This window comes from Kitasatospora sp. NPDC058162 (assembly GCF_042884005.1).
In the GTDB taxonomy this organism is placed as follows: domain Bacteria; phylum Actinomycetota; class Actinomycetes; order Streptomycetales; family Streptomycetaceae; genus Kitasatospora.
The window spans coordinates 1-11,608 of record NZ_JBHVUS010000009.1; the positions used below are offsets into that span (position 1 = coordinate 1).

Sequence of the window (11,608 nt, forward strand, 5' to 3'; positions counted from 1 at the left end):
GTCGCCGATGCTCCGCATGGACTCCCTCCTCCGCCTTGCGATGCACGCACCCCAACGCCGCCCCGCCCGCCCTTCGGGCGGACGACGGGAGTTTGGCGACCGGCCCAAGGCCTGACACCGAAGGAAGTTCCGTTCACCCGTTCGTCCCCGCCCGCCGCTATGGTGACCCCTCCGACGGCGAACGCCGTTCGGGCGGGGGCACGTTGGGGGAGGGCATGCGCAAGGGGAAGGTGCTCGGCGGCCGGTACCGGCTGGAGGAGTGGCTGGGCAAGGGCGGCTTCGGCGTGGTCTGGCGGGCGACCGACACCGTGCTGGACCGGCCGGTCGCGGTCAAGCTGCTGCTGCCTGAGCACGCGGCCGACCGGGAGGCCGTCGGCCGGTTCGTCGGCGAGGCCAAGCTGGCCGGCAACCTCTCCAACCCGTACATCGTCACGGTGCACGACTACGGCCGGGTCACCGACGTCGAGGGGGAGATCCACTACCTGGTGATGGAGCTGGTCCGCGGCCGCCCGCTGTCCGCGGTGCTCAAGGACGGCCTGCCGGACCACGGCCGCTCGCTGGCCTGGATGACGCAGATCTGCGAGGCGCTCGACGTCGCGCACCGCAGCGGGGTGATCCACCGGGACATCAAGCCGGAGAACGTGATGATCGCGGACAGCGGGGACCGGGCCAAGGTGCTGGACTTCGGCATCGCCCGGCTGCTCGCCCAGTCCACCGGGCTCACCTCGACCGGCAGCGTGGTCGGCACCGTCCCCTACCTGGCGCCCGAGTGCTGGTCCGGCGGCACCGTGGACGGCCGGGCCGACCTCTACGCCTTCGGCGTGATGCTGTACGAGGTCAGCACCGGCCGGCGGCCGTTCCGCGGCGACTCGCCGTACGAGTACATGCGCAAGCACATGGACGAGACCCCGCCCCGGGTGCGCGGCAAGGACCCGGAACTGGCCGAGCTGGTCGCCCAGCTGCTCGCCAAGCGGCCCGCGGACCGGCCCGCCGACGCGGCCGAGGTGCTGGAGCGGCTGCGCGGGATCCGGCCCGGGATGCAGGGGCCGGGGCCCAGCCCGGAGCAGCTGCGCCGCCGGGCCGACCAGGCCTGGCAGCACGGCGCCGAGGGCCGGGCCGGGGACGCGGTGGACATGCTGCTCCAGCTCGTCCCCGACTTCGCCCGGACCTGCGGGCCGGCCGACCCGCGCACCCTGCGCACCTGCCACGACCTGGCCCTCTGGCTGGCCCGGGACGGCCGCCGGGCCGCCGCGGTCGCCCTGCTGGCGGCGCTGGCCGAGCAGCCCGGCACCGCCCCGGAGGCCCGGTCCGACCTGCGGCGCGACCTCGCGCACTGGCGGCGGGAGGCCGACCGGCTCGGCCCGGGCCCGGGGCGGACGCTAGAGCTGGGGGTGCTGCTCGGCAGCGGCAGTGGCGGCAGTGGCAAGGGCGGCAGCGGCGGCGGCCTGCAGCGCGGCTGAGGCGCCGGCGGCGATCGGGTCGCCGTGCCCGAAGACGGCCGTCTCCACCGGCAGTACGGCGAGGCGGTGGAAGGAGGCGAGGGCGCGGACCGGGTCGGTGTGGAACACCCCCGGACGGCACTGCCCCTGGACGTTGGACACCACGTCCCCGGTGAACAGCACCCCGGGGCCGGGCAGGTGCAGCGCGATGGAGCCGTCGGTGTGCCCGGGCACGTGCAGGACCACGGCGCCGCCGCCGATGTCCAGCACGTCCCCGTCCTCGACCTCCCGGTGCACCGGGCAGGGCTCGGCGGGCGGGATGGGCGGCAGCCCGTCCCACAGCTGCTGCTCGAAGGGGCTGAGCACGGGCGGCGCCGCCGGCTGCTCGCGCCGGATCACCGGCGCTTCCAGCCGGTGCGCCACCACCTCGGCGGACCAGCGGCGGGCCAGCTCGGCGGCGGCGCCGGTGTGGTCCTCGTGGTGGTGGGTGAGCACGATCCGGCGTACGGCCGTCGGCTCCAGCCCGATGGTGCGGATGCCCTTCTCGATCCCGTCCGCCGATCCGGCGATGCCGGTGTCGACCAGGGTCAGTCCGTGGTCGTCCCGCCAGAGGTAGGCGGTGCCGAACTCCAGGGTGATCATGTGCAACTCGTCGCGTACCCGGGTGATCTCCATGCCCCGGATCCTGCGCCCCGCGGCGCCGCGCCACACGGACGTTCGCCCTGGGCGTTGTTCTTCGGGGCAAGATCCGTCGGTCTGCGGGGCCTGTCAACCGTACGGGTCACCTATTCGGGGCCCCGCGCGTTCGTGCGATTTGATGAGAATCCGCCCATCGGGACGGTCTGGTCCACCGGCCCGGGCCGTTGATATACCTCGTTGCCAGACTCGGGAGCGGTGTCCGCGCCGCCCCGGTGAGCTGCGACGAAAGGCTGGTGACGGATCGATGAAGCTCCTCCGCGTCGGACCCCCGGGCGCCGAGCGCCCGGTCGTGCTGGGAGAGGACGGCACCGCGTACGACCTCTCCGGGCGGGCCCGTGACCTCGACGGGGTCTTCCTCGCCGGGCTGGACACCGCCGAGCTGGCCCGGGAGGTGGCCGCCGGCGCGTTGCCGGTGGTGGACCTGGCCGGCCTGCGGGTGGGCGCGCCGGTGGCCCGGCCGGGCAAGGTGGTCGGCATCGGGCTCAACTACCGCGACCACGCGGCCGAGGCCGGGGCCGCGATCCCGGACGAGCCGGTGATCTTCCTCAAGCCGAGCTCCACCGTGGTCGGCCCCTACGACGAGGTGCTGGTGCCGCGCGGCGGCGAGAAGACCGACTACGAGGCCGAGCTGGCGATCGTGATCGGCCGCACCGCCCGCTACCTGGACTCGCACGCCGAGGCCGCCGAGGTGATCGCCGGCTACACGATCGCCAACGACGTCACCGAGCGGGCCTTCCAGTTCGAGCGCGGCGGCCAGTGGGACAAGGGCAAGTCGGCCGAGACCTTCACCCCGCTGGGGCCCTGGCTGGTCACCGCCGACGAGGTGGCCGACCCGCAGGCCCTGGCCCTGCGGCTCTGGGTCAACGGCGAGCGGCGGCAGCACGGCAGCACCGCGGAGATGATCTTCCCGGTGCTCGAACTCGTCCGCTACGCAAGCCAGTTCATGGTGCTGGAGCCCGGCGACGTGATGGTCACCGGCACCCCGGCCGGGGTCACCCTGGGCCACCCGGGCAAGCCGTTCCTCGCCCCGGGCGACGTCGTCGAGATCGAGATCGACGGCCTCGGCCGTCAGCGCCAGGTGCTCGGCAAGGCCTGAGCCGCAGGGCGGATCAGCCGCCCCGACCCTTGGCACGGGGGTCGGGAGCCGCCGTCAGGGCGCGTCCGGGGAGGCGCCGCCCAGCACCGCCCGCAGCCGTTCGGCCCGCTCCGGCCGCGGCCCCTCCAGCGCGAGCAGCCCCGCCAGCACCTCCGCGGTCTGCGGATCGTGCAGCGCCGTCGCCGCCGCCATCGCCGTGAACTGGTCCACCAGCCAGTCCCGCAGGCCCTCCACCGGCAGCGCGCGCCCCTCGTCCAGCCAGCTCAGCGACGCCCCCTCGACGACCGCGATCCACGAGCGCACCAGCAGCGTCAGCCGCGGCCCGGCCTCGCGCACGCCCAGGTGCCGCAGGGTCCGCCGGAGCGCCGCCCGCCGGACGTCGTCCACGATGGCCGTGGTCCGGGCCGTCTCCACCACCGAACCGCCGCGCAGCAGCGCCGAGTAGCCGGCGTCGTGCTCGGCCACGAAGGCGAAGTAGCCGTCCAGCGCTGAGGCCAGCTGCTCGGACGGCCGCCCGGCCGGCGGGACGGCGAACCGGCTGGTCAGCTCGTCGGCCGCGGTGCGCAGCGCGGCCTCGTACAGCTGCTGCTTGCCGCCCGCGAAGTAGCGGTAGACCAGCGGCCGGGAGGCGCCGGCGGCCTCGGCGACGTCGTCCAGGCTCACCTCCTCGGGCGGCCGGGCGGCGAACAGCTCCAGGGCGACCGCGATCAGCTGCTCGCGCCGCTGTTCGACCGGCAGTCGCCGGTAGCCGGAGCGGCGCTGGCGCGGTGCGGGGGCGGCCGGGGCGGGCACCGGGTCGGCCGCCGGGTCGGTTGCCGTGGTGGGGCGGGCTTCCATGGCCGTCAGCGTAATGGGCGTCGGACCGATCGGGACCTGTCGCGCACTGGATCTTTCCGAACGGGTGTTTGCGCCGCTCACCGTGCGTCAGACCGGGTACCCCGGCCGGTCAACGGTCGCTGACGGGGCTTGCAATCGGCCCGGGCGCCGCGATGATGTCCGAATGGTTGAAGAACTGATCACCACCGGCAGGGACACTCCCCGCCGCATCGCCGACGGTTACGTCCAGGCGCTGGCCGACCTCGACCCGCTGACCGCGATCTACCTCGGCCTCAACCCCGAGGACGACCGGCTGCCGGACCTCTCCCCGGCCGGCGCCGAGGCGATCGCCGAACTCGCCCGCCGCACCCTGGCCCGGCTGGACGCGGCGGAGCGGGCCGGCGCCGCCGACGACGAGGCCGAGCGCCGCTGCGCCCGCCTGCTGCGCGAGCGGCTGACCGCCGAACTCGCCGTGCACGACGCGGGGGAGGACTACCGCGCGGTGCGCAACCTGGGCTCCCCGGTGCACAACACGCGGGAGGCCTTCACCCTGATGGCCACCGGCACCGAGGCCGAGTGGCAGCTGATCGGCCGCCGGCTGGCCCGCGTCCCGCTGGCGCTGGAGCAGTACCGGCTGACGCTGACCGAGGGCATCGAGCGCGGTCTGCTGTCCGGCCCGCGCCAGGTCGAGACGGTGGTCGGCCAGTTCGGCGAGTGGCTGGCCGGGGACGTCCCCGGCGGATGGTTCGGCGAGTTCGTCCAGGACGCCCCGGAGGGCGTGCGCGCCGAGCTGTCCGCGCACGCGGTGGCCGCCGCCGAGGCGCTGGCCGCGCTGCGCGACTGGCTGCGCGACGTGTACGGGCCGGCCGCCGCCGACACCCCGGACACCGCGGGCCGGGAGCGCTACGCCCGCTGGGTGCGCTACTGGACGGGCGCGGACCTGGACCTGGACGAGGCGTACACCTGGGCCTGGAGCGAGTTCCACGACCTGTACGCGCAGATGGAGGCCGAGGCCGAGAAGGTCCGCCCGGGCGTCGGCCCGATGGCCGCGATGAAGTGGCTGGAGACGGACGGCCCGGCGATCGAGGGCGCCGAGGCGGCCCGGGAGTACCTCCAGGGCCTGATGGACCAGGCCGTCCGGGACCTCCAGGGCACCCACTTCGACCTGGCCGAGCCGGTCACCCGGGTCGAGTCGAAGCTCGCCCCGCCCGGCAGCGCCGCCGCGCCGTACTACACCCAGCCCGCCCTGGACTTCAGCCGCCCCGGCCGGACCTGGCTGCCGGTGCTCGGCGAGGAGCGCTTCCCGGTCTGGGACCTGGTGTCGACCTGGTACCACGAGGGCGTCCCCGGCCACCACCTGCAGCTCGCCCAGTGGGTGTACGTCGCCGACCGGCTCTCCAGCTACCAGGTGAGCCTCGGCGGGGTGAGCGCCAATATGGAGGGCTGGGCGCTGTACGCCGAGCGTCTGATGGACGAGCTCGGCTACCTCACCGACCCGGGCCACCGGCTGGGCTTCCTCAACGCCCAGATGATGCGGGCGCTGCGGGTCATCGTCGACATCGGCATGCACCTCGGCCTGGACTTCCCGGCGGACTCCCCGTACCGGCCGGGCGAGCTGGTCAGCCCGGAGCACGGGCGGGAGTTCTTCGGCCGGTACTGCGGCCTGTCCGCCGACTTCCTGGACAGCGAGCTGGTCCGCTACCTGGGCATGCCCGGCCAGGCGATCGGCTACAAGCTGGGCGAGCGGGCCTGGCTGCGCGGCCGGGCGGCGGCGCGGGCGGCGCACGAGGCGCGCGGCGAGGAGTTCGACCTCAAGGCCTGGCACATGGCGGCGCTCTCGCAGGGCTCGCTGGGGCTGGACGACCTGGTCGCGGAGCTGTCGGCGCTCTAGCGGAGCCGTCCGCGCTCCAGGGGTGGTGCAGGGGCCGGGGCCCCGGGACTCGGTCATAAGTCCCGGGGTCCTGGTCCTTTTGTCCGACAAAGGTCGATTTGGTGAGGTTTTTCCTTGCGATTCGCCTGCGGCGGCGTTTGGCTTGAAGGCGACTGCGTGACCTCTCCGTACCCCATCCGGAAGGCTCGACCAGTGTCTGCTCAAACCGCCATCGGTCATGACACCGCGGACAGCCGTCGTTGGTGGGCGCTGGCGATCATCGCCATCGCCCAGCTCATGATCGTCCTCGACATCACCATCGTGAACATCGCGCTGCCGTCGGCCCAGCGGGACCTGGGCATCTCCGACGCGAACCGGCAGTGGGTGATCACCGCCTACACCCTCGCCTTCGGCGGCCTGCTGCTGCTCGGCGGACGACTGGGCGACCTCTTCGGCCGCAAGCGCGTCTTCATCATCGGCCTGCTGGGCTTCGCCCTCGCCTCCGCCCTCGGCGGCGCGGCGGTCGACCCGGCCATGCTCTTCGGCGCCCGTGCCCTCCAGGGCGCGTTCGGCGCCCTGCTCGCCCCCTCCGCGCTGGGGCTGCTCTCCACCACCTTCTCCGATCCGAAGGAACGCAGTACGGCCTTCGGCATCTTCGGCGCGATCGCCGGTGGCGGCGCCGCGATCGGGTTCATCGCCGGCGGTCTGCTGACCGAGTACCTGAACTGGCGCTGGTGCCTGTTCGTGAACACCCCGATCGCCGTGGTCACCGCCTTCTCGGCGTTCCGGGTGCTCAACCGGGACCACGTCGAGAAGGGGCGCCGGATCAAGCTGGACCTGCCCGGGGCGCTGCTCGGCTGCGGCGGCCTGCTGGCCATCGTGTTCGGCACCTCCGAGGCCGTCACCCGGGGCTGGAGCGACGGTCTGGTGATCGGCTCGCTGCTGCTGGGCGTGGCACTGCTCGCGGCGTTCGTCCTGGTCGAGAAGCGCTCCACGCACCCGCTGCTGCCGATCCACATCGTGGCCGAGCGCAACCGCGGCGGTGGCGCCCTCTCGGTGGGCCTGGCCATGGTCGGCATGTTCGGCCTGTTCCTGTTCCTGACCTACTACATGCAGGCGATCAAGCACTTCTCGCCGGTGGTCTCGGGTGTCTCCTTCCTGCCCATGACGGCGGCCATCATCCTGAGTTCGACCGGCGTCGCGGCCCGGCTGATGACCAGGGTGCCGTCCCGGAACCTGATCGCCCCCGGGCTGCTGCTGGCCGCGGCCGGCATGGCCTGGCTGACCCAGATGAAGGTGGACAGCCCGTGGGCCGCCATGGTGCTGCCCTCGGTGCTGCTGATCGGCTTCGGCATGGGCCTGGTGTTCATGCCGGCGATGAGCCTGGCCACCCTCGGGGTCGCCCCGAACGAGGCCGGCGCGGCCTCGGCCACCATCAACTCGGCCCAGCAGGTGGGCGGTTCGCTCGGTACGGCGCTGCTGAACACGATCGCCGCCAGCGCCACCGCGACCTGGCTGGCGACCCGGGTCACGAGCGATCCACTGGTGCGGGCCCAGGGCGCGGTGCACGGCTACGTGGTCGCGACCTGGGTCGCGATGGGCGTGCTGCTGCTGGCCGCGCTGGTCGCCTTCCTGATGATCGACCACCGTCCGGTGCCGGTCGGGGCGAGCACCGTCCCGGGCGGGGCGGAGGCGGAGGCCGCCGCACCGGCCGTCGTGGACGGCCGGCCGAGCCCCCGGGCCGCGGCCATGGCCGACGTGAAGGCCAACGTGAAACCGGCCGCGGAGGTCCGCGCGGAGGCGGGGACGGAGCGGCCGCGGGCGGACTGACGGGAGCAGTGCGAACCCCTCGGCGGGGTCGCGGCAGTCGAGTTGCGGCGCCCCCTCGGTCCCCGGCCACCACCCGGGGAGCGAGGGGGCGCCGCTGTGCCGTGACGTCCACCGCCGCCGTGAGGGGTGTCCACCGCCGCTGCGACATCCACCGCCTTCATGGCGGCTTCCGGATTGGATACGCTCCTGACCGGTGGGGGATTCTCATCGAGCTCCAAGCCTGCGGTAACGAGCCTTCCAGGCTGAGGCGTCATAGTCATTGACCGAACGAGGCGCCACCGACCAGGGCAGGGGAGTCAGGAATGGGCCAGCACCGCCGCGCGAGGTCACGCCGCCACCGTCTGCTGGCCCCCTCGCTGTTCACGGCGCTGTCCGCGGTCGTGGTGGCCGCGGTGGTGGCCGGGACGCACGGGTTCAACCTGTCCGACGCCTCCGCCGCCGGGAAGGAGGCCCGCAGCGCCCGGACCGTCGTGTCCGCCCCGGCGAGCTCCCCGGCCGCCACCACCGCGGCGCCCGCCCCGGCCGCGGACACCACTTCGAGCGCGGCCCCGACGCCCACGGACACCCCGGCCCCCACCGACACCCCGACGGCCACCGCCCCCACCGCGCCCGCCTCCACCGCTCCCGCCGCCCCCGACGTGCGCACCGCGACCTTCGGGGCGACCGCCGCCGCCCCCGCCGACGACCGGGAATCCTCCACCGTGGGCGCCCTGTTCAGCGGTCCGGTCGGCCCCGGCGACCACTTCTGCACCGCCAGCGTGCTGCACAGCGCCACCGGCAACCTGCTGCTGACCGCCGCCCACTGCGTCAGCAGCCCCAGCGGCGTGACCTTCGCCCCCGGCTACCGCGACGGCACCGCCCCGTACGGCACCTGGCAGGTGACCGCGGTCCACACCGCCAGCGGCTGGTCCCAGAACGGCGACGTGGACGAGGACTTCGCGATCCTGGAGACCGCCCCCAACAACGGCCGCAACGTCGAGGACGTGGTTGGCGGCAACAAGCTGGGCACCGACGAGCCCTTCGGCGCCACCGTCCGCCTCTACGGCTACCCGGCCGATGCCGAGACGCCCAGCCTCTGCACCAACACCACCGCCGAGGAGAGCGCCTACCAGCGCGTCATCCAGTGCCCGGCCTACCCGGCCGGCACCAGCGGCGGTCCCTGGATCAACGCCGCGACCGGCGACGTGGTCGGCGCCATCGGCGGCTACCAGCAGGGCGGCGACAGCGACGACACCTCGTACAGCTCCTACTTCGACCACACCATCGCCGCGCTGTACACCCAGGTCGAGGGCAGCGCCCCCTGACCCGGCGGGCCCGGGCCCGCCGGTACCGGCCGTGTCCGGGCCGCCCGTGCCCGGACATGACGAAGGCCCAGACTCGCGGCAACTTCCCGCTGGTCTGGGCCTCTTCTGCACTTCCTGCGAAGTGCCCCCGGTAGGATTCGAACCTACGCACCCGCCTCCGGAGGGCGGTGCTCTATCCCCTGAGCTACGGGGGCCTCTTGGCCTGTCGGCCACTTGCGCGTTCCGACGGGATGAACACTACCAGGCTTCCCACGGGGTCCGTGCACGGGTTTCCGGAAAGATCGTCGGGGCGCCCCCGGCGGGCCCGTGGGCGGAAGTGCCCAAAGGCCGGACGGGGCGGCGGGGCCGCCGATACCCTCGGTGAGGTGTCGGGAGTGTCCGGGCGGGTCCTCGTGGTGGACGACAGCGAGGTGATCCGCCAGCTGATCAGGGTCAACCTTGAGCTCGAGGGCTTCGAGGTGGTGACCGCCGCCGACGGCGCCGAGTGCCTGGAGGTCGTCCGCCGGGTGAAGCCCGACGTGGTGACGCTGGACGTGATGATGCCGCGGCTGGACGGCCTGCGGACGGCGGCCCGGCTGCGCGCGACCCCGGACACCAGCGGGCTGCCGATCGCGATCGTGAGCGCCTGCACCCCGGCGGACCTCGACCTGGGGGAGGCGGTCGGGGTGGACGGCTACCTCGGCAAGCCCTTCGACCCCGCCGACCTGGTGGCCCTGGTCCGGCGGCTGATGCGGGCGGTGGAGCGCCCCGGTGGGTTTCGCCCTGAGCGAACAGAGCGCACGGATCACGGCTGACACCGCAGGAGGCGGCGTCCCGCGACGTCTCAACCGGTAAACCGGGTGGCGGGCGGGCACCCCGTCTCGCCTACGCTTGGCGTCGTGACCCCCGCAGACCTTTCCCAGGCAATCCAGGCCGCAGTGAGCTCCGCCGTCGAGGCGGGCGAGCTGGCCGTCGCCGCGCCCGAGCACGTGACGGTCGAACGGCCCAAGAACAGGGACCACGGCGACTACGCGACGAACGTGGCCCTCCAGCTCGCCAAGGCGGCCGGCAAGCCGCCGCGAGCCGTTGCCGAGGCCCTGGCCGAGCGTCTGCGAGGGATCACCGGCGTCGCCAAGGTCGACATCGCCGGTCCGGGCTTCCTGAACATCACCCTGGACACCGCCACCGCCGGTGCGCTCGCCCGCACCGTCGTCGAGGCGGGCGAGGCCTACGGCCGCAACGAGGCCCTCAAGGGCCTGAAGATCAACCTGGAGTTCGTCTCCGCCAACCCCACCGGCCCGATCCACATCGGCGGCGTCCGCTGGGCGGCCGTCGGCGACTCGCTGGCGCGCGTGCTGCGGGCCTCCGGCGCCGACGTCACCACCGAGTACTACCTCAACGACGCCGGCGTGCAGATCAGCAAGTTCGCCGCCTCGCTCCAGGCCGCCGCGAACGGCCGCGAGGTGCCCGAGGGCGGCTACGTCGGCGAGTACATCGTCGACATCGCCAAGGCGCTCACCGACGCGATCCCGGGCGTCCTCGACCTGCCCGAGGCCGAGCAGCTGGAGGTCTTCCGCACCGAGGGCCTCAAGCTCATGGTGGCCGAGATCAAGCGCTCGATGGACGAGTTCGGCACCCACTTCGACGTGTGGTTCTCGGAGAAGACGCTGCACGACTCGGGCGCCGTCGAGAAGGCCATCGAGCGGCTGCGCGAGCAGGGCCACGTCTTCGACAAGGACGGCGCGGTCTTCCTGCGCACCACCGACTTCGGTGACGACAAGGACCGCGTCCTGATCAAGGCCGACGGCGACAAGACCTACTTCGCCGCCGACGCCGCGTACTACCTGTCCAAGCGGGACCGCGGCGCCGAGGTCGCGCTCTACATGCTGGGCGCCGACCACCACGGCTACGTCAACCGCCTCAAGGCCATCGCGGCCTGCGCGGGCGACGACATGGACCGCAACATCGAGGTGAAGATCGGCCAGTTCGTGAAGATGCTTCGCGACGGCGAAGAGGTCCGCATGTCCAAGCGGGCCGGCAACATCATCACGATCGACGACGTGGTCGACTGGATCGGCGTCGACGCCGCCCGCTACACCCTGGCGCGCTCCTCCACCGACTCGACGATCACGCTGGACATCAACATCCTGACCAGCCAGTCCAACGAGAACCCGGTCTACTACGTCCAGTACGCCCACACCCGGATGTGCGGTGTCGCCCGCAAGGCGGCCGAGCTGGGCGTGGACAAGGGCACGGCCGAGCAGTTCAAACCCGAGCTGCTCGCCACCGAGTGGGAGTCCGACGTGCTCGGCCACCTCGCCGACTTCCCGCGCGTGCTGGCCGCGGCCGGCGAGCTGCGCGAGCCGCACCGGGTCGCCGTCTACCTGGAGAAGCTCGCGGGCAAGTACCACCGCCTGTACGAGAACTGCATGTTCCTGCCCAAGGGCGACGAGGAGCTCACGGACACGCACCGGGCCCGCCTCTGGCTGGTCGAGGCGACGCGCACCGTGCTCGCCAACGGCCTCACGCTCCTGGGCGTGACGGCGCCCGAGCGGATGTAGGCACCACCCCCAAG

General features: G+C 73.3%; 9 protein-coding genes and 1 tRNA gene. 7 read left to right on the top strand and 3 right to left on the bottom strand.

The features are described from left to right. Positions 1–215: 215 nt before the first annotated feature. The gene (locus ACFVXG_RS19220) at positions 216–1,460 is read left to right on the top strand and encodes a serine/threonine-protein kinase (RefSeq protein WP_387929015.1); all 1,245 of its coding nucleotides are present in this window, start codon (positions 216–218) and stop codon (positions 1,458–1,460) included. Here ACFVXG_RS19220 and ACFVXG_RS19225 read toward each other — a convergent pair. Then, positions 1,380–2,114 carry an MBL fold metallo-hydrolase gene (locus ACFVXG_RS19225; RefSeq protein ID WP_387929017.1) on the bottom strand — a complete coding sequence of 245 codons (735 nt, stop codon included), beginning with the start codon at positions 2,112–2,114 and terminating at the stop codon, positions 1,380–1,382. The genes ACFVXG_RS19220 and ACFVXG_RS19225 overlap by 81 nt on opposite strands. Positions 2,115–2,382: 268 nt before the next feature. Between ACFVXG_RS19225 and ACFVXG_RS19230 the strand changes: the two genes are divergently transcribed. Continuing rightward, positions 2,383–3,234: a fumarylacetoacetate hydrolase family protein gene (locus tag ACFVXG_RS19230; RefSeq protein ID WP_387929019.1), complete on the top strand. Its 852-nt coding sequence runs from the start codon at positions 2,383–2,385 to the stop codon at positions 3,232–3,234. Positions 3,235–3,288: 54 nt separating this feature from the next. On the opposite strand, the gene ACFVXG_RS19235 is transcribed toward ACFVXG_RS19230, so the two are convergent. Beyond that, positions 3,289–4,071, bottom strand: a complete 783-nt coding sequence (locus tag ACFVXG_RS19235) for a TetR/AcrR family transcriptional regulator (RefSeq protein ID WP_387929021.1) — start codon at positions 4,069–4,071, stop codon at positions 3,289–3,291. A gap of 163 nt (positions 4,072–4,234) precedes the next feature. On the opposite strand from ACFVXG_RS19235, the gene ACFVXG_RS19240 reads away from it, so the two are divergent. From ACFVXG_RS19240 to ACFVXG_RS19250, 3 genes are all read left to right on the top strand, one after another. Continuing rightward, positions 4,235–5,941 carry a DUF885 domain-containing protein gene (locus ACFVXG_RS19240; protein ID WP_387929022.1) on the top strand — a complete coding sequence of 569 codons (1,707 nt, stop codon included), beginning with the start codon at positions 4,235–4,237 and terminating at the stop codon, positions 5,939–5,941. A 276-nt stretch (positions 5,942–6,217) separates the two neighbouring features. Then, positions 6,218–7,750 carry an MFS transporter gene (locus tag ACFVXG_RS19245; RefSeq protein ID WP_387929411.1) on the top strand — a complete coding sequence of 511 codons (1,533 nt, stop codon included), beginning with the start codon at positions 6,218–6,220 and terminating at the stop codon, positions 7,748–7,750. A gap of 302 nt (positions 7,751–8,052) precedes the next feature. Next, complete coding sequence (locus tag ACFVXG_RS19250; protein ID WP_387929024.1) at positions 8,053–9,054, top strand: trypsin-like serine peptidase; 1,002 nt, start codon at positions 8,053–8,055, stop codon at positions 9,052–9,054. Between the two features lie 122 nt (positions 9,055–9,176). Here ACFVXG_RS19250 and ACFVXG_RS19255 read toward each other — a convergent pair. Next, positions 9,177–9,248: transfer RNA gene (locus ACFVXG_RS19255), tRNA-Arg, on the bottom strand. A 180-nt stretch (positions 9,249–9,428) separates the two neighbouring features. Here ACFVXG_RS19255 and ACFVXG_RS19260 point away from each other — a divergent pair. Next, positions 9,429–9,848, top strand: a complete 420-nt coding sequence (locus ACFVXG_RS19260; RefSeq protein WP_387929413.1) for a response regulator — start codon at positions 9,429–9,431, stop codon at positions 9,846–9,848. Between the two features lie 84 nt (positions 9,849–9,932). After that, the gene (gene argS, locus ACFVXG_RS19265; RefSeq protein ID WP_387929025.1) at positions 9,933–11,594 is read left to right on the top strand and encodes an arginine--tRNA ligase; all 1,662 of its coding nucleotides are present in this window, start codon (positions 9,933–9,935) and stop codon (positions 11,592–11,594) included. Positions 11,595–11,608 lie beyond the last annotated feature (14 nt).

Coding starts and splice junctions, on each gene's coding strand:
- ACFVXG_RS19250 (WP_387929024.1), top strand. CDS start 8,053: ATGGGCCAGCACCGCCGCGCGAGGTCACGCCGCCACCGTCTGCTGGCC.
- ACFVXG_RS19240 (WP_387929022.1), top strand. CDS start 4,235: ATGGTTGAAGAACTGATCACCACCGGCAGGGACACTCCCCGCCGCATC.
- ACFVXG_RS19220 (WP_387929015.1), top strand. CDS start 216: ATGCGCAAGGGGAAGGTGCTCGGCGGCCGGTACCGGCTGGAGGAGTGG.
- ACFVXG_RS19235 (WP_387929021.1), bottom strand. CDS start 4,071: ATGGAAGCCCGCCCCACCACGGCAACCGACCCGGCGGCCGACCCGGTG.
- ACFVXG_RS19245 (WP_387929411.1), top strand. CDS start 6,218: ATGATCGTCCTCGACATCACCATCGTGAACATCGCGCTGCCGTCGGCC.
- ACFVXG_RS19225 (WP_387929017.1), bottom strand. CDS start 2,114: ATGGAGATCACCCGGGTACGCGACGAGTTGCACATGATCACCCTGGAG.
- ACFVXG_RS19230 (WP_387929019.1), top strand. CDS start 2,383: ATGAAGCTCCTCCGCGTCGGACCCCCGGGCGCCGAGCGCCCGGTCGTG.